Source organism: Acinetobacter sp. AS5 (genome assembly GCF_048957595.1).
GTDB lineage: Bacteria > Pseudomonadota > Gammaproteobacteria > Pseudomonadales > Moraxellaceae > Acinetobacter.
Window position 1 is genome coordinate 1 of record NZ_JARDAL010000054.1, and the last position, 21,579, is coordinate 21,579.

At 42.0% G+C, this 21,579-nt stretch carries 18 protein-coding genes; 13 read left to right on the forward strand and 5 right to left on the reverse strand.

Features of this window, described 5'->3' with window-relative positions; genetic code table 11:
* Positions 1-254: 254 nt before the first annotated feature.
* Positions 255-956: a VIT family protein gene (locus PV763_RS14975; protein WP_314136328.1), complete on the reverse strand. Its 702-nt coding sequence runs from the start codon at positions 954-956 to the stop codon at positions 255-257.
* A 282-nt stretch (positions 957-1,238) separates the two neighbouring features.
* Between PV763_RS14975 and PV763_RS14980 the strand changes: the two genes are divergently transcribed.
* Positions 1,239-1,940, forward strand: a complete 702-nt coding sequence (locus tag PV763_RS14980; RefSeq protein ID WP_314136326.1) for a DUF1003 domain-containing protein — start codon at positions 1,239-1,241, stop codon at positions 1,938-1,940.
* Between the two features lie 147 nt (positions 1,941-2,087).
* On the opposite strand, the gene coq7 is transcribed toward PV763_RS14980, so the two are convergent.
* Together coq7 and PV763_RS14990 are read right to left on the reverse strand one after the other, a co-directional pair.
* The gene (gene coq7 / locus PV763_RS14985; protein WP_004278762.1) at positions 2,088-2,723 is read right to left on the reverse strand and encodes a 2-polyprenyl-3-methyl-6-methoxy-1,4-benzoquinone monooxygenase; all 636 of its coding nucleotides are present in this window, start codon (positions 2,721-2,723) and stop codon (positions 2,088-2,090) included.
* 3 nt (positions 2,724-2,726) lie between these two features.
* On the reverse strand, positions 2,727-4,046 hold the full coding sequence (locus tag PV763_RS14990) for an MFS transporter (protein WP_314136323.1): 1,320 nt from the start codon (positions 4,044-4,046) through the stop codon (positions 2,727-2,729).
* Between the two features lie 174 nt (positions 4,047-4,220).
* Between PV763_RS14990 and PV763_RS14995 the strand changes: the two genes are divergently transcribed.
* The 7 genes from PV763_RS14995 to PV763_RS15025 all read left to right on the forward strand — a co-directional run bounded on the left by PV763_RS14995 (position 4,221) and on the right by PV763_RS15025 (position 14,249).
* Complete coding sequence (locus PV763_RS14995; RefSeq protein WP_420938140.1) at positions 4,221-6,977, forward strand: autotransporter assembly complex protein TamA; 2,757 nt, start codon at positions 4,221-4,223, stop codon at positions 6,975-6,977.
* Between the two features lie 35 nt (positions 6,978-7,012).
* Entirely contained in the window at positions 7,013-11,536 is a 4,524-nt protein-coding gene (locus tag PV763_RS15000) for a translocation/assembly module TamB domain-containing protein (RefSeq protein WP_314136319.1), read from the forward strand.
* A 331-nt stretch (positions 11,537-11,867) separates the two neighbouring features.
* The gene (locus PV763_RS15005) at positions 11,868-12,071 is read left to right on the forward strand and encodes a hypothetical protein (RefSeq protein WP_004278758.1); all 204 of its coding nucleotides are present in this window, start codon (positions 11,868-11,870) and stop codon (positions 12,069-12,071) included.
* 308 nt (positions 12,072-12,379) lie between these two features.
* A complete protein-coding gene (locus PV763_RS15010; protein ID WP_004278756.1) occupies positions 12,380-12,649 on the forward strand; it encodes a hypothetical protein in 270 nt (89 codons plus the stop codon).
* A 157-nt stretch (positions 12,650-12,806) separates the two neighbouring features.
* Positions 12,807-12,947, forward strand: coding sequence for a hypothetical protein (locus PV763_RS15015; RefSeq protein ID WP_004645377.1), 141 nt, complete (start codon positions 12,807-12,809; stop codon positions 12,945-12,947).
* Between the two features lie 159 nt (positions 12,948-13,106).
* Positions 13,107-13,394 carry a hypothetical protein gene (locus PV763_RS15020; protein WP_004278754.1) on the forward strand — a complete coding sequence of 96 codons (288 nt, stop codon included), beginning with the start codon at positions 13,107-13,109 and terminating at the stop codon, positions 13,392-13,394.
* Between the two features lie 654 nt (positions 13,395-14,048).
* Positions 14,049-14,249, forward strand: coding sequence for a hypothetical protein (locus tag PV763_RS15025; protein WP_004278753.1), 201 nt, complete (start codon positions 14,049-14,051; stop codon positions 14,247-14,249).
* 230 nt (positions 14,250-14,479) lie between these two features.
* Here the strand turns inward: PV763_RS15025 and xseB are convergent, their stop codons facing one another.
* Together xseB and xseA are read right to left on the reverse strand one after the other, a co-directional pair.
* Positions 14,480-14,674, reverse strand: a complete 195-nt coding sequence (gene xseB, locus PV763_RS15030; RefSeq protein WP_004278752.1) for an exodeoxyribonuclease VII small subunit — start codon at positions 14,672-14,674, stop codon at positions 14,480-14,482.
* The gene (gene xseA / locus PV763_RS15035) at positions 14,664-15,935 is read right to left on the reverse strand and encodes an exodeoxyribonuclease VII large subunit (RefSeq protein WP_004278750.1); all 1,272 of its coding nucleotides are present in this window, start codon (positions 15,933-15,935) and stop codon (positions 14,664-14,666) included. Before xseA ends, xseB begins: the two co-directional genes overlap by 11 nt.
* A gap of 346 nt (positions 15,936-16,281) precedes the next feature.
* Between xseA and PV763_RS15040 the strand changes: the two genes are divergently transcribed.
* The 5 genes from PV763_RS15040 (at position 16,282) to PV763_RS15060 (ending at position 21,502) form a co-directional block, all read left to right on the forward strand.
* Positions 16,282-16,716, forward strand: coding sequence for an I78 family peptidase inhibitor (locus PV763_RS15040; RefSeq protein ID WP_314136317.1), 435 nt, complete (start codon positions 16,282-16,284; stop codon positions 16,714-16,716).
* A gap of 113 nt (positions 16,717-16,829) precedes the next feature.
* Positions 16,830-17,189, forward strand: coding sequence for a hypothetical protein (locus PV763_RS15045; RefSeq protein ID WP_004645374.1), 360 nt, complete (start codon positions 16,830-16,832; stop codon positions 17,187-17,189).
* A gap of 208 nt (positions 17,190-17,397) precedes the next feature.
* Positions 17,398-17,667 carry a hypothetical protein gene (locus PV763_RS15050; protein WP_004645372.1) on the forward strand — a complete coding sequence of 90 codons (270 nt, stop codon included), beginning with the start codon at positions 17,398-17,400 and terminating at the stop codon, positions 17,665-17,667.
* A 297-nt stretch (positions 17,668-17,964) separates the two neighbouring features.
* Positions 17,965-20,604 carry a bifunctional aconitate hydratase 2/2-methylisocitrate dehydratase gene (locus tag PV763_RS15055; RefSeq protein ID WP_005106643.1) on the forward strand — a complete coding sequence of 880 codons (2,640 nt, stop codon included), beginning with the start codon at positions 17,965-17,967 and terminating at the stop codon, positions 20,602-20,604.
* A 64-nt stretch (positions 20,605-20,668) separates the two neighbouring features.
* On the forward strand, positions 20,669-21,502 hold the full coding sequence (locus PV763_RS15060) for a hypothetical protein (RefSeq protein ID WP_420938141.1): 834 nt from the start codon (positions 20,669-20,671) through the stop codon (positions 21,500-21,502).
* Positions 21,503-21,579 lie beyond the last annotated feature (77 nt).

The window sequence follows — 21,579 nt, forward strand, 5'->3', positions numbered from 1 at the left end:
AATTTCGGAAAATAGAAAGTAACTTAGACCAGTGTTGATCATTCAGCATTGTACGAGGCATAGCGAGAAGTAAATTTGGTTTGGCGATTAAATTTTACTTTCTCGCTATTTTTTTGAACAGAAAATGTCAACAGACCCTAATTAAACTCAAGTTTTGTTAGAGCCGCTAGTTTTTTGAAAAACATTTTTCAGTGATGTTGATAGAAGAACCGCTCAATCCTATTCTGTGTCTAACTAAAAAAATAAACATATATTTAGCCAACAGACACATTAAATAATGATCCGATCCATGCACTGAATAACATGGCGATAATTCCCCAGAGCATGACCCGAACTGCACCTCTCCAGACACTTACTCCACCGGCATAGCTCGCCAGTGCACCCATCATCCCCAAACTTAAAACGCCAATCAGCATGACGCCTTTATCCAGATAGTGTTCCGGTAAAATCATGATTGAAATTAAAGGAAATAATGAGCCTACCGTAAATGCCATGGCGGAAGAAAATGCAGCGAGAAAGGGTTGGGCAGAGGTATGTGCTGAAATACCAATTTCGTCTCGAGCATGGGCATCCAAGGCATTATGGTTGGTCAGCTGTTCAGCGACCTGTTGTGCCAAAGCAGGTTCCAACCCACGCTGTATATAAATCGTTTTGAGCTCATTTAACTCATGGGTGGGATAGCGCTGGAGTTCGCGCTCTTCCATGAGTAGATCATTGGTTTCAATATCTTGCTGGGATTTAACCGAAATATATTCACCGGCCGCCATTGATGCGGCTCCAGAAATCAATCCGGCAACACAGGTCACCAATAAAATTTCTGTGGATGCTCCACTGGCTGCAATACCCACCACCAGACTGGTGACCGAAATAATCCCGTCATTTGCCCCCAGTACAGCTGCACGAAGCCAGCCCGCGCGTTCGATATAATGTTTTTCAAGATGGTATGAATGGCGCACAATGAAGCCCCTTTTTTATTATCATCATGATTATATTAAATTTAAGTCATGTATAGATAGTAGGATTGAATCGATCTGAAAATTATCTTGAATGATCAGCTCATCGTGCGCTTGGCTGAGCATTTTATCAATCCAAGATAAAATCGAAGTGAGATTCATAAGTTCAAGAAATCAGACGCACTTGATACATAATTGATTTACGAATGGTAAAAATGACTAAAGCAAATCAAACATATCGAACAAAATAATAGCTGAGTGAGTTGGTTTAAAAAGAGAATTATCATGAAAGAAAAACATGAAAGCCATAAATGCTTGGTATGCGGCAAGCACTTTCTTCTGAAAAATCTCACCCCGATGGGAACAGTCAGACAAGTCATTACCGAAGAGATTGCCAAAGATATTCCAGGCTGGACACCGCAAGATTATATTTGCCAGGCAGATTTAACCCAGTACCGTATACAGTATGTACATTCATTATTAAGTTCGGAAAAGGGTGAAGTGACTGATCTTGAGTTTGAAGTGATTGATAGCATGCATCAGCATGAACTGATTACCAAAAATGTGGAAACAACCTTAGAGCAAAAGTGGGCTTTGGGAGAAAGGCTCGCTGATAAAATTGCAACTTTTGGTGGAAGCTGGACCTTTTTGATTTGTTTTGCAATCTTTTTGAGCCTGTGGATTACGATAAATACTGTGGTGATGGTGACACGACCTGCTGATCCTTATCCATTTATTCTGTTGAATTTAATCCTGTCCTGTCTCGCGGCGATTCAGGCACCTATTATTATGATGAGCCAGAACAGACAGGAAGCCAAAGACCGCTTACGTTCACAAAATGATTATCAGATCAATTTAAAAGCCGAACTGGAAATTCAGCATTTACATGAAAAATTAGATCATCTGCTGCTACACCAATGGGAACGGTTGGCGCAAATTCAGGAAATCCAGCTAGACCTACTTTCTGAAATGAGCAAAAAAGATTAAAGGATGTTGTGGGGGAAATCTCTATTATTTTATAGAGCTTATAAGTAATAAGATCGCCATATGCCTTGAGTTACTATTATCTCGCTCAAGATTTGACACATATTAAAAAGCCCACAAAGGAGTGGGCTCAAACTGTAACCGTCTTATTTAAATAAAATAACTGGTTTTGGTCATCAATTTGGAAATGCCTGTCATGGCGATCTTAACTGGAACGGGTAGATCTACACCGCCAGCATTTAACGCTGTATCCCGATGATGCAGTTCATCTTCATTCATCTGTTCTAGAATACGACGAGAACGTTCATCCTGCGGTGGCAACTGGCTAAGATGATGCTGTAAATGCATGCTGACCTGACGTTCTGTTTCAGCCACAAAACCCAGACTGTATTTATCGCCTGCGATTCCGGCAATTGCACCCATACCGAAGGAAAGACCGTACCAGACCGGATTGAGCAGACTGGTATGGCTATCCAGTTCTTTTAAGCGGTTTTCACACCAAGCCAGATGATCCTGTTCTTCAATCGCTGCCTGTTCCATTTCGCGACGTACATTCGGGAGTTTCGCCGTCATCGCCTGACCATGGTACAGCGCCTGTGCGCAAACCTCACCACTATGATTGACCCGCATTAAACCTGCCACATGACGTGCATCACTGACGGTTAACTGTGTTTCTACCGGTTGGGCCGGATTTTCACGTTGGGCCGAAGTCGTGCCCGGGACTAGACTGCGTAATGCCTGGTCAAAAGAGTGAATCAGTTTATCGAGACCTGTATATTGACGCATGAATTAATCCTCCAAGGGCGCTTTTGCAGTTTTGATCATTGGTTTCAGCCGGTAAAGTAGCCAGAGAGTAAACAGGCCGCTTAATACTGCGGTAATACAAAAAAGTATTTTAAGATCAAGCTCTAAAACACTTAAAATAATAATCGAGAATATAGCAGAAGATACCATGAAAACGGCATTCAGAATGTTATTTGCTGCAACCACACGCGCACGATGTGAGCGGGGAGAATGCGCCTGCATCATGGCATACAGCGGTACAATATAAAAACCGCCGCTAATTCCAAGTAAGGTGACGGCCAGCATCACATGATAATAGCTCCAGCCTTGCTGAAAGACATCTGCCAGGCCGATTAATGCACCTGTACGTTCTGGAACAAAGGCCAGACTCGCAGCCAGATACAGGGCAAAGACCACCAGACCGATTGCGCCAAAAGGCACCATCTTGATATTGACCTGACTGCCGCCAATTTTACGGCATAAGTATGAACCCAGACCAATTCCGACAGAAAAAAAGGTTAAGAGGAGACTGGCGACATTTTCAGATGCATGCAGATTTTGTAATGTCAGCTGAGGAATTTGGGTCAGATAGGTTGCACCATAAAACCAGTACCATGAATTGCCCAGTAAAATGGTAAAAATCAGAGGTAAGCTTTTGGCATATTTCAAGGTCTGCAAGCTGGTGCGGAAAAAATTCCAGTCAACTTGCAGCTCAGGCGCGGGAATACTTTGTTTCAGGATATAGCGACTGGATATATAACCAATCAAGGCGATGCTGATGACGGTTAAACTGATCCAGATCAGGTTGCCGGCGGAAGCTGCAATGACTGCACCGCCCAGAATCATACCGAATAGGATTGCCAGAGAAGTTCCGGACTGAAACAGGGCATTGCCGGACATCAGTTCATTCGGTTTCAGGACTTCAGGTAAAATCGCATATTTGATCGGGCCAAAGAAAGTGGAATGGGTGCCCATCAGGAACAGGGCAAATAACAGAATCCATAAATTGCCCATGAGGAAACCGACAGTTCCCAGCAACATAATGGCAATTTCCAGAAGCTTGAGATAGCGAATCAGCTGTGAACGTTCGTATTTGTCGGCAATCTGACCGGCCGTGGCTGAAAAAATAAAATAGGGCAAGATAAACAGTAAAGCCGCCAGATTATTTAAAGTGCTGATGCTGGCCGATTGCTGTTGAATCCAGCCATAAGTAATGACCAGCAGTAACGCCTGTTTAAATACATTATCGTTTAATGCACCAAAAAACTGCGTCAGAAACATCGGTAAAAAGCGCCGAGAAGCTAACAAATGTTCATTTTTGTTCATATAGGCCGTGCTACATTAAGTTTTATTAAGAAATGTCAGTTATGCGTAAACATTGAGAAAAATCATGTAAGATACTTTCAGCCATGTAAAGGTAAAAACCAATTAATTAAGCTCCTTAGCTTATATTTTTCGGTCAAATAATCAATTAAAGAATGTATTCGTTTAGAGTTTGCTATGCCTGCAAAGAAAAATTTTAAAAAAACGATGCTAAATCGCAGTATGGGGCCTCTCATACCACAGCATAGTGGTATGCAGCTGTGTATGAGCATCTTTTTTATGATGTTATCCCATCAGAGCATGGCACAAACCGAACAGCCCGAAACACCTGTGGCCATTTCTCAGGCAGAAATGGTGGACGAGCTATCCAAAGAAGCGATTCGTCAGGGAGTGGCCACGTCCGAAACGGAAGCGGAAGAAAAAATCGAAGAAGCCTTGGAGCCTGAAGTTCCAGTGGACAGCATGTTGATGCTGGAACAACAGCAAAATGCAGGATCTGGTCTGGGTGAATTTACGCCGATCGAGTTTGATGATCTGGAAGATCTGCCAGTACAGACTATTGATCAGAACATGGCCAATGAAATTTACCAGATAGCTGAGCAAGCCAAACAGGAAGCACAAAATTATCGCAATAACCAGACCACTGAAACAGTGGTGGCAGATATTAGCCAGCAGGAACTGCTGGAAATTAATCAGGCACCGGTGAATGTCGATCAGTTGATGCAATCGATTCAGGCAGACAGCAAGATTATTGTACAAAATAATGAAGCCGGATTGACCTTGCCAGAAGTGCCAGGTCAGCTTGTCGCTGAGGATGATAAACGTCCGAATCTGTTCAAACGACTATTTTATAAAATCCGTCCTCCACGTCAGATCATGACCGCAAGAGTTCCCCGCATTAGTGCAGATGTGGTGATCATATATGGGCAAGGTGTGGCGCAAAGTAACGGTATGCTGAATCGTAAAGATGTGCCTGAAGGCCATCTGAATTTAAGAAATAATGTCAAAGCCAAATTATCCAGTTTTACCCAAGAGTCTTTTGGCGACTTTAATTCGGCTTTGCCGCAATTACGCACCTTGTCCAGACAGGCAGCGCAAGCGGTGGGCTATTATAATGCTCAGTTCAGATTTGAAAAACTCTCTGATAGTCGGGTTCGGGTTTTTGTGACCCCGAATGAACCTGTCCTGATTAGCAGTCAAAATATTGAATTTACTGGAGAGGGCGCCGAACAGCCGCAATTCCAGGTCATCAGTCTTTTACCTGAACAGGAAGAAGGCGATATTTTCAATCATGGCAATTATGAAAAAACCAAGACACGCATTACCACAGCAGCCAATAACAATGGTTATTTTGATTCATTCTGGCGTCTGCATGATGTAAAGATTGCTCAGCCACAAAACACCGCCGATGTGAATCTGCGTTTTGAAACGGGTGAACGTTATAAATTAGGCAATGTCGAGTTCAGAATGAGCGATCCTGAAAAGGAATTTCCGCTGGATCGAGACGTACTGGAAAGTCTGGTCACCTGGACAGATGGTGCAGATTATACCTTCTGGCGGGTGAATGGCTTGGCCAATAACCTGACCAACTCACGTTATTTTAACTATACTCTGGTGGATGCGATTGGCCCTGATCCGCTTGATAAAGAGCTGGAACTGGCACCCGATATTCAAAGCCTGATTGAAGAACAGAAACGGACTGAAGATCAGGCTGCTACTATGCAACCAGCTCGCTCGGTATCCTCTTCTCAGGAAGTGACCCAGAATGTCGTAGATGAAGACCAGTTTGCCGGTAGCCGCGATCAGGAAAGCGCAAATTTAAGAACTTTACGGGTTGAGCAGCAAACCAAAGAGAATGAACAGGACCGTTTAAAAGTACAGGCACGGGAAGAGAAAAAGATTCCAGTGATTGTGACTTTAAATGCAGACCGTTTAAATAGTGCTGAAGTGGGTTTGGGTTATGGCACAGATACCGATATCCGCTTACGTGGTCAATATCGTCGTGCCATTGTGAACAAGCGCGGACATTCGTTTGATGCCAACATGGAGTTATCTGGCATCCGTCAGTCGATTGATGGACGTTATAATATTCCCTATCACCATCCGCTGAATGATTATGTCAGTATTGTGGGTGGTTATGAGCGTGAAGAGCGTGAAGGCGTCGCACAGGGTGAAGGCCTGTTGATTGAATCGGCAGTCTTAGGTGCAGACCGGATTATCAAGAATCCACGTGGTAGCTGGCAGCGGACTTTTGGCGCACGTTATCGTCTGGATCGTTTGAAGCAGGATGGTTCTGTCGATTTTAACCAGATTCCAGAAGCTTTTCGCTTTAATACCGAAGATGAGCAGCAATCGCTATTAGTCGGTTATGAAGTTTCACGTACCGAGAGCGATCGTCGGGTCAACCCAACCAAAGGTTTTAAGCAGACCTATAAGATTGAACTGGGCAGTGAGGCTTTACTCTCTGATGCCGATATGGCCATTGTGAATGCAGGTTGGCGGTTTATCTATTCATTGGGTGAAAATGCAGACCATCAGTTTGTGGGTCGTGCCGATGCAGGCTATATCTTTACTGAAGATTTTGCCAAAGTGCCGTATAACCTGAGATATTTTACCGGGGGTGACCAGAGTATCCGCGGTTTTGATTATAAGAGCCTTTCTCCGGAAATTGACGGTTTTAAAGTAGGTGGTCAGGCCTTGGGCGTGGCTTCATTAGAATATAATTATCAGTTTAAGGAAGGCTGGCGTGCTGCGGTCTTTGCAGATGCCGGAAATGCCTATAATAAAGAATTCAGTAATCCGACCGAATATGGCGCGGGTGTGGGTGTGCGTTGGGCTTCACCGATTGGGCCAATACGTATAGATGTTGCGACTGGACTGTCTGATGACAATTATCCGATTCGTTTACATTTCTTTATTGGATCACAGTTATAAAACATCATTTTAAAAAATAGTTATTTGGGTAGATCATGGTCGAGAACCAACCACAGCCAGAACAAGAACCACAAGATAGCGTTGTGCCGAAAAAGCGCCGTATATTCAGAAGCATCCTATTGTCGGTGCTTTTTTCGCTGATTTTTCTGCTGTCTGTGTTGGCTCTACTGTTTTCGACCAATCAGGGCAGTAAATTTCTGCTGGATCAGGTGCTGGAACGCCAGCAAATTATTCAATATGAATATGAAGGCGGCAATTTATGGCGCGGAATTATTCTTAAAAATGTGCTGGTCAGTCTGAAACCGGTCGATGTCAAAATTGATCGTGCTGATGTAAAACTGGGTTGGCGCGCGATTGTCAAAAAAGAAATTCATCTGACTGAAGCCGATGTCCTCAATCTGCAAATTATTAACAAGCAACCTTCAACGGGCGAACCGTTCAAGTTTAATGCTATCCGTTTGCCTTTTATCTTGCGCGTTGATCATCTATTACTCGATCATCTGGTGATTAAAACCCAGACCAATGCAGTCGATTTCTATAATATTGAACTAAATGAGGCACTCTGGTCTGGTACCGAATTAAATTTTGAAGATTCCCGTATGGACATGGGCTATCTGTCAGTCCGTGAAGCCACTGGTAAAATGCAGTTTGAAGGCAAATACCCTCTAGATGCCACGGGCATCGTCAATCTGCCTTCTTTAAGAGACAGCCTGAATATTCATGATATTCAGGTGAGGGCACGTGGAACGCTGGACACCATCCAAGCTGGTGTAGCGACCAATACGCCTGATTTATTAACGGGTTGGGTTATCGTACATCCTATGCGTCCTCAGGTACCGATGCGCGGCGAGTTAAAGTTCAAGGATTATCACTGGCCTATTCTAGCCGAACAGAAATTGTTTACCAAAGACGGTATTGCCGAGTTCAATGGTGATATCAAGCGTCTGGACCTGAACGTCCAGACTGACCTGATTGGGGGAAATATTCCGCAAGGTCAGTATAGTGCGGTGATGTATACCGATCTGGTCAATCAGCTGAATATTACCGATCTGAATGGTCAGTTGATGAAAGGCGCAGTCAGCCTTGCCGGGACAGTGGGCTGGAAAGACCGGGTCAGCTGGGATCTGGCTGGGCGTTTGAACGGGATTGATCCTAAACATGAGCGCATTCCGCAAGTCGTACAAGATTTCTTGCCACCAAGTCTGGATGCCAATATTGCTTCTGCGGGTAATCTGGAAAATGGCCTGCACCTTACTGGATTGGTTGATTTTGACCGTTATGAAAGCTGGAATCTGAAGCTGGATCAAAACCCGGTCAAAGGCAATAAAGCGCAGCCGATGCTGTTAGATGTTGCCTGGAAAAATATTGATCGCGCCGTACCTTATGTGGGCTGGCTCAGCAGTCAGTCTGGCGATGTCAAATTGGCATTGGTCGAAGGTCAGCAGAATATTCATGTGGCCACTAAAGTCGAGCAGCATGAAGAAGGTCTTCTACCTGCAGGCATGTATCAGGCTAAGCTCAATCTGAACAAAAATATCCTGAATGTCCCGAGCTTTAATTACAGCGCCAATGCACAGGCAGGCAGCTTAAGCGGCAATGCACGGATTGAACTACCACAGGAAAAACGTCAGTTAAAATGGACCGCGGTATTAAATGCCAAAAATTTGAATACCCAAAGTATTGCCGCAGCTTCACCGGTAGATCGTTTGAATGGCCAGGTTAAAGCCAATGGTTATGCGCAACCGAATCAGCAGATTATTAAACTGAACAGTGTCGACCTGACCGGACGACTGGCGGAGCAAAATGAAACCGTACGTTTGACCGGTAACAGTACCATTGCCTTGTTATTCCATAATGAAAAAGCGGGTGGCGGATTTAAAGGTTACGCGGTCAATTATGATGGTGCTTTAAATGCCAGCCAGCTTAAAGCCAGTCAGGGTATGCTGAAACTGCGCGTTTCAGGCACCCCGGAAATGTTGAAGATAAATGAATTCCGTCATGATGGTGTGGCTGGCAAGATTAATGCCAGTGGTCTGGTCAATCTGGCGAATGGCATTGGCTGGGATATCAATGCGTCCTTAATCCGCTTTAAGCCGCAATATTTTAATGCCAAACTGAAAGGCGAATTGTCAGGCAATGTGCAAACCCAGGGCGTTTGGTCAGATGCCCTAAAACGCATTCAGATTCAACGCTTAAATCTGGCCGGTATGCTGAATAATAAACCGGTACGTGGTACAGGTAATTTATCGGTCATCATCAATTCAAACCAGCGCGGTTTTGTACCACAGCAGTTTGAAGCAAATAACCTATTCCTGTCATATGCCAGCAACCAGATTCAGGCGACCGGTAATGCACAAAATCTCCAACTGAAAGTCAATGCGCCGGCCCTGTTTGAATTGTATCCCGACTTAAGAGGTCGTGCGCAAGGCTATATCAATATGCAGGCGCAGCCACGTTTACAGGCTTCGGCTAACCTATCTATCGACAATTTTGCCTTTAAAAACCTGTTTAGCGTGCAGAAAGTTCGTGTTCGCGGACAGTTGCCAACATCGCAAAGCACACCAACTTTATTGACCGCGACAATGGATCGCCTGCGTAGCGGTTCACGCGAGATTGTACGCGGTGAGATATCACTGGCCGGTACCCGTGCTGCACACATTCTCAAAGTACAGGCAGAAAACCGCTTGTCAAAATTCTTTGTGCAGCTCGCCGGTGGCTTTAATGTCCAAAATAACTGGCTGGGTCAGATTCAAAAAGGTGATTTCGACTCTTTACGTGCCCGTCTGGTGCAGCGTCAAAATGCAGCAGTGATTTATAACAGTGCTCAATCGGATCTGTTTGTTGGTGCCCATTGCTGGATGAGTCAGCAAAGCCAGTTGTGTTTTGATCAGCCGATTCGGGTCAACAAAACCCGTGGTAGTGCCTCTTTTATTACTCAAAACCTTGATCTGGAAGACTTCAGTGCCTTCCTGCCGGATGGATTGGCATTGACAGGTAAAGTCAATGGTTATGCCAAGGCTGCCTGGGCACAAGGTGGCAAACCTAAAATTGATGCGCGTCTGGTGACTCGTGATGGTGTGGTGGGTCTATCTTCTGAAGATCCGGATTATTTAGGTTCTACACTTAAATATGATGAAGTCGGGCTGGTGGCAAAAAGCGTGGCAGATGGTTTGCAGCTTCGTCTGGATGTCAAAACACCGGATATCGGAACGGGATATGCCAATGTCATTATTGATCCATATCGCGACACTAAACCAATGCGTGGCGAAATTGCCTTTAACCAGGTGCAACTCAAGGTCTTTAAGCCATTTGTTCAGGATATCCGTAATCTGGACGGGACTTTATCTTATGCCGGTAAAATTAGTGGGACTTTAAGCGATCCTTTACTTGAGGGTGAAGTCCGAGTCAAAGATGCGTCGATCAGCATGATTTCCTTGCCGGTTAATCTGACCAATGTACAACTGTATTCATCCATACGCCAGAATACTGCCAGTATTAATGGCGCATTTAACAGTGGTCGCGGTGCGGGTAAAGTCACTGGATCGGTGGACTGGAAAGGCGATCCACGGGTGCAACTCAAACTGCAAGGTGACAATTTGCTGATTCGTCAGGCGCCGTTGATTACCGCCGTGGTTACACCAGATTTGAGTCTGGATATGTATCCATTGAATAAAAAGCTGAGTCTGAGTGGTACAGTCGATGTACCACGTGCGCTGATTTCAATGCCTGAAGCCTCCGAACCGGTGGTGGGTCTATCTTCAGATGTACGGGTCGTGCGTGAAGGTGATGATCAGCTGGCGATCCTGAAATCGGCACGTCCTTGGGATATCCGGGCAGATGTGGCTGTTTCTTTGGGTAATCAGGTCATTTTCCAGGGCTTTGACAGTCGTATTCCTCTATTGGGTCGAGTCAATCTGTCACAGCGAGGTCTGGAAACCGCGATGCGTGCCAATGGTGCAATCGGGGTGTCACAGCGGGTGAAAATCGAAGCCTATGGTCAAAGTCTGGATTTGAATCGTGCGATTGCGCGTTTTAATGGCGAACTGACCAATCCGACGCTGGACATTGATGCCAATAAATCGGTTCAGGGAAGTACAGTCGGGGTACGTGTAACAGGTACTGCATCGAGCCCAAGTATTCAGATTTATAATGATGCGGGCTTGTCAGAGCAGGAAGCGTTGAATGCCTTGATTACCGGTCGTGTCAATGAAGGTACATCGGGTTTAAGCCAGACTGAAGGCTTCAGATCCGATGTGAATAATACCATCGCTGCTGCGGGTATCAGTCTGGGCCTGGGTGGCACCCGTGCGCTGACCAACCAGATTGGGCGTAGTTTTGGCTTAAGTGGGTTGGCTTTGGATGCCCAAGGAACAGGAGATGATACGCAAGTTTCTGTGACTGGTTATATTACGCCTGATTTGTATCTGCGCTATGGGGTCGGGGTATTTACACCCGTGAATAAGCTCACTTTACGTTATCAGGTAAATCAGCGTCTGTATCTGGAAGCGAGTCAGTCTTTAGAACGTGCGATTGACTTGTTCTATAATTGGCGCTTCTAATTTAAGCAATAAAAAAGCCCTAAAATTTTAGGGCTCTTTTATTGGGAGACACAGGACAAAGATTTTATTAGCTATAAAGTAGATTGATGTCATAGTCAGCAGAAGCATTGATCTCTAAATTCAATCTCTATACATATATGACAATAGAGTTACGAGTAGAGAAAGAATTTAGGATGAGACTTCAGGGTGAAGAAAACTGCTCGTCGTATAATTCAGTTATCACATATAGAAAATCAATTAAAACATGCAATAACAGACTGAAAATCAATAAACCCATAATAAAAATAGGTGTATATTGAAAATACGATTTCACGCATAAGAGTATCTTCGCATGTCGACTAAATTTATCATCCGTTTTGCTGCGATTCTATTTTCTGTACTTATTTTGACTGCATTAGCCATTCAATTTTTCTTTAAACCGGACGTAACCGTAGTTCTATGGATTTTCGCTGTACCTTTCATTTTGGGCATCCCAATTTTGGCTTCTGTTGTATTGACCACCAATGATGAACTTGATATTCATAGCGTTAATTAGGCTTGAACCTTAAACTGGCGCATTTAAAGTGCATCTAATCTTTGCTGATAGAGCAGCCGGCATTTGCACTTAGTTCAAAAAAAAGGCCTTATTTTAAAGCAATGCCAGTCAGTTAAGCATGCACTAGAAAATGTAGTAAAAATGAGTGTATGTTTACGCTCATTTTTTTATCAGGTTATTCCAGAATTTGGATTTAACTCTCAAATCATCATGATTTACATAAACTCTAAGAAATAAGGGAATATTCTTATCATTATTCATTCAAAATAGGTCTTCATCATAAAACTCATCATTTTAGAGAAAACAGAATGCCTAAAAATAATTATCTATCAGCTCTAGAACAAGTTTATGACTTTTTAAAGGAACGACCAGGTTTTAAGGATAAAAGTGAATTTGATAAAGCGGTAGAATATTTTAGAACTCTACATGAAAGTGATCCTCTGGATTTCAGAGTTCAAGCACCGAATACTGTCGCTGGAAAATTTGGGGCTAAAGAGACTATAAATTTAGGGTCTATGCCAGAATTCAGTAATAAGGAAAATTTCCTTAACTGGATAGATACGCAAATTAACCACTAGTTGAAGGACTTTAAGCAAACTCAGCATGCGGCAGGTTTTCATTTATTATTCATACATTCATTAACATGTAGTACAGAAAACAATCGAAACTGAGTTGGAAAACTACAAATTTGAATGATAACTTTATATTCAAATCTTCCCAGTAAAGAGGTGAGCAATGAAGTTGTTGACTTTGGTTGGTATGGGAGTAGCAGCGAGTTATTGTTATAAAACTATGAAAAATGGCAAGCTTGCTCTTTCAAAACCTGACTTTGATGAAAGTGTAAAACGATTTGTACTGCAAGAATTTGCAGCTTAGTTCTTCATGATATATTTTCCAAAAAGGCTCATCGGAAGATGGGCTTTTTTATTTTCTAAAAATTTATAATTCTAATATTCAGATTAAAAGCAGTTTAATTATAGCCACCATGTTATAAACCTACCTCGTGATCTATTTTAAATAATTAAATGAGAGCTAATGGATGATGAAGATGGAAATGAATGGTGCGAGCTTATATATTCTGAAGCCTTGAGAATATATAAACCAACAAAATACAACACAGTCAACAAACTGAGATTCTTTGCGCTGATTTTAGAATTATTCGCAGAAATGCAGCATGAGGATGTAATAATTCAAGTAAAGGCCGTGAATGTAAAACTTAAATTGAGATCTAAAAATTACATTTTTTGGGTGTTTGAAATGCCTGATTTTCAGGATAAGACGTTATTTTTAACTTATATGTCTAGTAAATTAAGTCAGCTATAAAGTGTCGTTGAAAGCTAAAATCGCCAATTACTTCAACAAGTATAGTTATTTTTTATAAAACTATAATTTTTTTTATATGTTAATGGTGTATTTATATATTTTTATCAATAGCTTGCTTATTCTCTAGTCGTTGCTCACTTTGACAACATACCTGAATCAGCGCAAAAGTGAAAAGGGGAAGACCTATCGAAAGATGGGCTTTTTTAATATGTATAGCTTATTGAACGAAAAGTAACTTAAAGCAAATGTAAGAAAACAGTTTATTAATACTCTCTATACTTTATTGGTAAATTCACAGTGCTATATTCGTTTTGCGAAAACAAGAAAACGCAAATAATATGAAGAAAATGACTACAGCACTAGCCCGTTTATTTGAAAAAGTAAGTGGGCTTTTTAATTGAAAAATTAATGTAATATTATGCTAATGTATAAATTATAAGTTTATATATAATGCATGAATAGATTCTATCGCTGTAGTTTCTTTCCAATTTCAGCCTCCTTCCCTAAGGAGGCATTTTTTTTTGTCGGTAGAAAATAATGTTCCAATGACTATTGTGTTTATTCAGTTACACAAATGATCATCGTTGACTATTGAATGAATCTTTCAAATATTTGAGCATGATATTTTATTAGTTAAATAAGTGATGGATCGCCATGATAGATGAAGAAAAGCCTTTAAACTTCGACAACGATAGTGAACCTCAAGATTTCGAAGATGAAGAATTTATCGATGATAAGAAAGAGGATGAAATGTACAATGCTATTACCAAAGATGGTTCTAGTGTTGATCCTGCGGATGATGGGACGCGTCATATTCGCCCTGAAGACGGTGATCCGATAGAAGTTGAAGAGTAATAAAAAGCCCAATTTAATATTGGGCTTTTTTATCGTCTGGTGGATGAGAATGAAAATACAATTTTTCCCATATGGAATTGAGCGGATTTATCAAAAACCCCATCTAGAAAATTTAATTATTCATTGAAATGATTTTTTTTCACTTAATAAAAAAGCCCTCATTAATGAGAGCTTTTATGTCAATTCAATCTAGCAAAATAGCCTAATAAGATATTTAAAATGGGGTGCAATTAATCGTTAAACGTCTCATTTAAAGCAGTTTGAACCGCTTCAACCCGGGCCTTGCAAGCTTTATAGGCAGTCATGGATTCTTCCACGATTTTCATCAAGTTATCAATATCCGGTTCTTGCTGAGATTCGAGCAGTTCCGCATTCTTTTTCAAGATGTCATAGCCTTGTTGGAAGCTCAAAGTATCATGATTCATGAGGAAGTACCTGTATAAGTTGTGCTGAAAAAATGCCGTCATGTAATTCGACTTCAACCAGATCGCTGGACTGAATCTGTTGAATAGAGGCAACCATATGTTCTTGCTGGCGCACGATGGCATAACCCTTGGATAAAACATGTTTAGGATTTTGTAGTAGCGTTTCCCGCATCAGGGCATCGAGCTGTTGATTGATGAGCAGGGTATGCTGTTGGGCCAGACTGGCAGTATTGGCCTTGATCTGTTGCAGACGTTGCAGCGCATCCATAATCTGGTTATTGGCCAGACTTTGAATCAGTTTCAAAAATTGATCATTCTGATTTTGATAAGCCTGAATCTGTTGCTGAGATAAACGCTGAATGCGCTGTAGATAATTCAGGACATCCTGGGTCAGTTCAAAGATATGATTGCGGATTCCAGCAATGACTTTACTCGGGGTATCAAAGGAGCGATGCGCAATCTCATCCAGAATAGTACGGTCTTTTTCATGCCCGATGCCGACCCAGACAGGTACCGAACGTTTACAGAGCAGGGCAGCCAGATCATAATCATTCAAATAAGCCAGATCATTGACTGCGCCACCACCTCGTATAATCACAATCAGATCCGGTGCTGTATTATAAGTCTGTGCCCATTGTTTGAGCGCTTGCGCCAGATTTTGCATAATACTTTGCGGGGCAGTATTTCCCTGAAAAGTCGCACTGTAGTAAATAAACTCACACACCTGCGCACGCTGAAGTGCATCGGCATCTTTTTTAAAATCTCCCAGGCCTGCTGCATTTTCGGGAGCAATCACCAGAATCCGGTTCAGGTCAAAAGGACTGGGCAAGTTTCTATTGCGCTGAATCAGTCCTTCAGTCGTCAACCGCTCAACAATCTGCTGATAACGCCGGGCAATATCTCCTAAGGTATAGCCCGAATCAATCTCGACAATATTTAAAGAAAAGCCATATTGCGGATCAAAGTTGGCTTTGACTTTAATCAGCACTTTCAGATCACGACTCAGCTCAATCCCGCTTTCACGTTCAAACTGCGTGACAATTTTCTGGGCACTAAATTTCCAGATGGTTGCTCGGCAACTGGCAATCACCTGATCGCTATCGGCTTCTTTTTCTGCCAGCTCCAGATAATAATGGCCGGCTTTAATACTTAGATTACGAATTTCGGCTTTGACCCATACTGGTGTATCGAAAGTGAGTTTGACCACTTCCTGAACCGTAGCAAGATATTCCTTGAGGGAGAGTTGAGGATCGTCTGTCATACCAATAGAAAGTTTAAAATTCAATCAAATATTAAATCAATCCAGCACAGATCACAAATCTAAAAGCGAAGTCATATTTGAATGATGTAATGACAATGTAATGCTATTAAAATGCATAATCACTTGGTTTAGGCGATTCGTCCGACATTTCCTTATTATGGAGAGGTTCTTCTCTTCTGTTTATCTTGTTCATGAGAGTTATAGCGTTGAAGTCCTTAATGCACAAAGGTCTTATTTCCATTCTTTAATGAAAAAGTACGGTTAAAAATGTACACAGACTTGTCTCTGGCAAGGACAAGGAAATATGCTAAATTGGTGAAGAATTATTAAAGAAGAATAGGCTCTCATGAAAAAAACAATGCTGTTCGGTTTGCTGGCTGTCGCTTTAAGCGCATGTACTACCACGCCGCAATCTAAGACGGAAGCTCCTAAAATAGGTTCAGCGAATCCTGCAAGCGCTTATTGTGTCAATCAGGGTGGCAAGCTTGAAATTCGTACTGAAAGCAATGGTCAGGTCGGATATTGCCATTTAAAGAATGGTCAGGTGGTCGAGGAGTGGGAATTACTGCACATAAATCAACCTAAATGTATTGCTGATCAGGCAGCGGCATTGGTCGGTCAGTCCAATTTGACTGAAGCGCAAATCAAGCAGAAAACCAAGGCACAAATTGTACGTATGGTCGAACCGGGTCAAGCGGTGACGATGGATTATCGTGAAGAACGAGTGACTGTCACCGTAGATCCTGTAAGCAAAAAGATTATTCAAGCTTCATGCGGTTAATCACATAAAATGAAAAAGCCCATGAGTGGGCTTTTTTTAATTCCATACAACTGGCATTTTGAAATGACAAATCTTCCCCGATCTTTTATATTGCCCCTCGGAAGGAGAAATTCATGAAAAAGTTATTGGCTTTATCGTTTATGCTGGCGCTGGCCGGTTGTGCCGAGAAGAAACCCTTAACCCCTGAAGAGCAGTGGCAAGGTTATTGTCGAAGTGTCGGTAATGCGGCGCGTACCATTATGCTGGATCGTCAGAATGCGATTGAGAAAGAAAAAGCAATCGAGCATGCCAACAAGATCGACGATGAGACCACCAAAGGTTTTATCCTGAACATTATTGATGAAGTCTATGCAATTCCAGCCGAAGAGATTAAGGCAGATGTAAAAGCAGCACGTGAAAAAGTCCGCGCTGAATTTACTGCAAAGTGTATTGCGACACCGCATGATGAATTACCAGATTACAAACCGTTCTAAGGGACGGTTTTTTTATATCTGGATAAAATTTCCAACGCATATTTCCCATTAAACGTATTTAAATATAAGCATCTTCAAAAGACTGAATAATAAAAATAGCCTAAGCAAAATGTACACTTTGTGACAATTTCTAAATCTAAAATATAGAAATACTTATCTTTATATTGAATAATGAATTTAACTCCAATTAACCGAGGAGTAGCACAATATGGAAGTCGTAAGATATTTGCATCATTCTGATCTGCTGCTGGAAGATGAAGAGGGTGTAGTCATTATTGGCGGCAGTCGCTATGTACTCAGTGTCGGTGACAAAGTCGTTTTAAAGAAGATACTAGAACAAGATAAAAAGCTTTATCAGGTGGACATTTCCTTTGCCAGCAATAATCACAGTAGCACCTATGAAGATGAATGCGTGGTGAAATTCCAAGGCTGCCGAGACTCATATCAGCAGTATTTAAACTCGACCACTGTACACTAAGGTGGAGTATCTTTTTAACGTCAAATCAGGCAACATCAGGGTTGCCTTTTTTATGCATTAAATTCAGTTAAAAGGGCCTATTCATGGGCTTGTTTCGTGTGGTGTAAGCTGGAACTGATTATGGAATAATCATTAAGAGCATCATTTAGTTATAAAATAACGAGCATCACGAAGAAACACTTGAGTTGCATTAACTTTTAACTGGAAATTTAGTAAAATTTCGGAGTCCATATTATTTATGAAGCTTGGAATAAGCAGGAATTCATAAGTAATTTTTTAAAAAAGAGGAATAACACTGTGCTAGAAGCTTACCGCCAACACGTTGAAGAACGTGCCGCACTCGGAGTCCCACCGAAGCCACTTGACGATGCCCAAACAGCTGCATTAGTTGAACTACTAAAAAACCCGCCAGCTGGTGAAGAAGCATACTTGGTAGATTTGCTTGAAAACCGTGTACCAGCAGGTGTTGACCAAGCTGCATATGTAAAAGCTGCGTTCTTAGCTGCATTGGCAAAAGGCGAAGCAACCTCTCCACTCGTTTCTAAAGAACGTGCTGTTTATTTACTAGGTACTATGCTTGGTGGTTACAACGTAGCGCCTTTAGTTGAACTTTTAGACAATGCTGAGCTTGCTGAACTTGCAGCTGAAGCATTGAAAAAAACGCTTCTTGTATTTGATGCATTCCATGACGTTGCTGATAAAGCAAAAGCTGGTAACGCAAATGCTCAAGCAGTTATGCAGTCTTGGGCTGACGCTGAATGGTTCACTAGCCGTAAAGACGTTCCTGAAGAAATCAAACTGACTGTTTTCAAAGTAACTGGCGAAACCAACACTGACGACTTGTCACCTGCACAAGACGCTTGGAGCCGTCCAGACATTCCATTGCACGCAAATGCAATGTTGAAAAACGTACGTGACGGAATCAATCCAGAAGTTCCTGGTGAAGTGGGTCCACTTAACCAGATTAAAGAACTGATCGCGAAAGGCAACCAGGTTGCTTACGTGGGTGACGTTGTTGGTACAGGTTCATCTCGTAAATCTGCAACTAACTCTGTACTTTGGTTCTTCGGTGACGACATCCCGCACATCCCGAACAAAAAAGACGGTGGTTACTGCCTAGGTTCTAAAATCGCTCCGATTTTCTTCAACACCATGGAAGATGCGGGTGCATTACCGATCGAGATCGATGTTGCCAACATGAACATGGGCGACGAAATCGTTCTTAAGATCGATCACGCTGCTGCTAAAGTAACTGCGTTCAAAGACGGCGCACAAATCGCTGAAGCTGAACTTAAAACTCCAGTACTTCTAGACGAAGTTCGTGCTGGTGGTCGTATTAACCTGATCGTAGGTCGTGGTTTGACGACTAAAGCGCGTGAAGCTTTAGGTCTTCCAGTATCTACAATGTTCCGTACTCCGGTTCAGCCTGCTGCAACTGGTAAAGGTTTCACTCAAGCTCAGAAGATGGTTGGTCGCGCTTGTGGTCTTCCTGAAGGTCAAGGTGTACTTCCAGGTACTTACTGTGAACCTAAGATGACTACTGTGGGTTCGCAAGATACAACTGGTCCAATGACTCGTGACGAATTGAAAGACTTGGCTTGCCTAGGCTTCTCTGCTGATCTTGTTATGCAATCTTTCTGTCATACAGCTGCGTATCCAAAACCAGTTGACGTTCAAATGCAACACTCGCTTCCTGATTTCATCATGAACCGTGGTGGTGTGTCTTTACGCCCAGGTGACGGTATTATTCACTCTTGGTTAAACCGTATGCTTCTTCCGGATACTGTTGGTACTGGTGGTGACTCGCATACTCGTTTCCCAATCGGTATTTCATTCCCGGCGGGTTCTGGTCTTGTAGCGTTCGCTGCAGCAACTGGTGTTATGCCACTTGACATGCCTGAATCTGTACTTGTGAAGTTCAAGGGTAAAATGCAGCCTGGTATCACGCTACGTGACCTTGTACATGCAATTCCTTACTACGCAATTAAGGAAGGTGACTTAACTGTAGAGAAGAAAGGTAAGAAAAACATCTTCTCTGGTCGTATCCTTGAGATCGACTTAACAGAAATGGAAACTGACCTGACTGTTGAGCAAGCGTTCGAACTTTCTGATGCTTCTGCTGAACGTTCTGCTGCAGGTTGTTCTATCACACTTTCTGAAGAGAAAGTTGCTGAATACCTTCGTTCAAACATCACCATGTTGAAGTGGATGATTTCTGAAGGTTATGGCGATGCGCGTACTATGGCTCGTCGTGTTGAGAACATGGAAAAATGGTTGGCTAATCCAAGCCTGATCAAAGCGGATGCTGATGCTGAATACACGAAAGTGTATGAAATCGATCTTGCAGACATCAAAGAACCTATTCTTTGCTGCCCGAACGATCCAGATGATGCAAAACTTCTTTCTGATGTTCAAGGCGCGAAAATTGACGAAGTATTCGTTGGTTCTTGTATGACGAACATCGGTCACTTCCGTGCGACTGGTAAATTGTTAGAGAAAGTTCCTGGTGGTGCGTTGTCAACTCGTTTGTGGATTGCTCCACCTACGCGTATGGACGAACATCAGTTGATGGAAGAAGGTTTCTATAACATTTATGGTAAAGCTGGCGCGCGTACTGAAATGCCAGGCTGTTCATTGTGTATGGGTAACCAGGCACGTGTAGCTCCGAACACGACTTGTGTATCGACTTCTACGCGTAACTTCCCGAACCGTTTAGGTCAAGGTGCTAACGTTTACTTAGCTTCTGCTGAACTTGCTTCTGTTGCTGCTGTATTGGGTAAATTGCCTTCTCCAGAAGAATACCAACAGTACGCAGCTCAAATTGACAGCATGTCAGCTGACATCTATCAATACTTAAGCTTCGACAAGATGAGCGAATATACTAACGCCGCTAAAGACGTTGATACGAAGAAAATTGCTGCCGCTCAGTTGACTTAATTCTTTGTTAATTAAGCAATAAGCGGTATAAGATAAGGGCTGATTAATCAGCCCTTATTTTTTTATGAAAAATTATTACGAAGAAAAATTTGAACATTTAGCTTTAGAACTTAGTGTGGAAAAAGCTAAAGAAAAAATTGTTAAAGAACTTTTATATAAAAGTACACCACCTAAGATAGGATTATTCAAAAATAAGTTTGATATGTTTTGGCAATCAAATTTTATTAAGTTACTTACATTTGATGAAGTTCAAAGTGAAAACTACATTTTAGCTTTGAGCCAATATTTGCGATTTGGGGGTGTTGATAAAAATGTCTGTGTAAATTATTTAAAACTAGATGTTCAAAGCTTTATTTTAGCGGTACGTCAGTCTGGGTTAATCCTACAATCAGATCATAATTCTTGGAATGTTTTAAAAGAAATTGATCAAGAAATACAAATCGACGCACTGCATATATTTTTTCAGACTGTAAAACATTTACAATCACAATATAAGCATCGATTGGAAATTTATGAAGAGATAAAAAATACAATCAACGTTGGTCAAATTACTGCTATGGCTTTTGGCAGTTTATACGCTTATCAGTATTTAATTCCTAATCAAGATTATTTTGCACATTTACCTTATCAATTTGATAGTACTGAAAATAACTCAGCAGAAACGGTTTGGAAAGCATTTGATCATATTGTCAAAACTTCTAGAAAAAATACTAAAAAATTAACAGAACAATCGCTAGCATTGGCATTGAGAAATAAGTTAATGCCTTTCTTGATTGGTGAGGGTATGAGTGTACTTCTTCAAGATCAGTATGAGTTTTATAAAAAGCTTGTAGCTATCAAAATTGAGATACTTAATGAACCGTACCGGGTTTGTCGGAGACTTTTTTATTTAAGTTAAGCCACCTGACCTAACGGGTTAATCTTATCATAGTACATTGCTTCAAACTCAAAAGGCGATACATAACCCAGTGCACT

Bases quoted from the DNA above. Each gene is read 5' to 3' on its own strand.
- PV763_RS15040 (WP_314136317.1), top strand. From the start codon at position 16,282: ATGAAAAAAACAATGCTGTTCGGTTTGCTGGCTGTCGCTTTAAGCGCA.
- xseA (WP_004278750.1), bottom strand. From the start codon at position 15,935: ATGACAGACGATCCTCAACTCTCCCTCAAGGAATATCTTGCTACGGTT.
- PV763_RS15020 (WP_004278754.1), top strand. From the start codon at position 13,107: ATGGATGATGAAGATGGAAATGAATGGTGCGAGCTTATATATTCTGAA.
- PV763_RS14980 (WP_314136326.1), top strand. From the start codon at position 1,239: ATGAAAGAAAAACATGAAAGCCATAAATGCTTGGTATGCGGCAAGCAC.
- PV763_RS15005 (WP_004278758.1), top strand. From the start codon at position 11,868: ATGTCGACTAAATTTATCATCCGTTTTGCTGCGATTCTATTTTCTGTA.
- PV763_RS15010 (WP_004278756.1), top strand. From the start codon at position 12,380: ATGCCTAAAAATAATTATCTATCAGCTCTAGAACAAGTTTATGACTTT.
- PV763_RS14990 (WP_314136323.1), bottom strand. From the start codon at position 4,046: ATGAACAAAAATGAACATTTGTTAGCTTCTCGGCGCTTTTTACCGATG.
- PV763_RS15050 (WP_004645372.1), top strand. From the start codon at position 17,398: ATGGAAGTCGTAAGATATTTGCATCATTCTGATCTGCTGCTGGAAGAT.
- PV763_RS15060 (WP_420938141.1), top strand. From the start codon at position 20,669: ATGAAAAATTATTACGAAGAAAAATTTGAACATTTAGCTTTAGAACTT.
- coq7 (WP_004278762.1), bottom strand. From the start codon at position 2,723: ATGCGTCAATATACAGGTCTCGATAAACTGATTCACTCTTTTGACCAG.
- PV763_RS15025 (WP_004278753.1), top strand. From the start codon at position 14,049: ATGATAGATGAAGAAAAGCCTTTAAACTTCGACAACGATAGTGAACCT.
- PV763_RS14995 (WP_420938140.1), top strand. From the start codon at position 4,221: ATGCCTGCAAAGAAAAATTTTAAAAAAACGATGCTAAATCGCAGTATG.
- xseB (WP_004278752.1), bottom strand. From the start codon at position 14,674: ATGAATCATGATACTTTGAGCTTCCAACAAGGCTATGACATCTTGAAA.
- PV763_RS15015 (WP_004645377.1), top strand. From the start codon at position 12,807: ATGAAGTTGTTGACTTTGGTTGGTATGGGAGTAGCAGCGAGTTATTGT.
- PV763_RS15045 (WP_004645374.1), top strand. From the start codon at position 16,830: ATGAAAAAGTTATTGGCTTTATCGTTTATGCTGGCGCTGGCCGGTTGT.
- PV763_RS15000 (WP_314136319.1), top strand. From the start codon at position 7,013: ATGGTCGAGAACCAACCACAGCCAGAACAAGAACCACAAGATAGCGTT.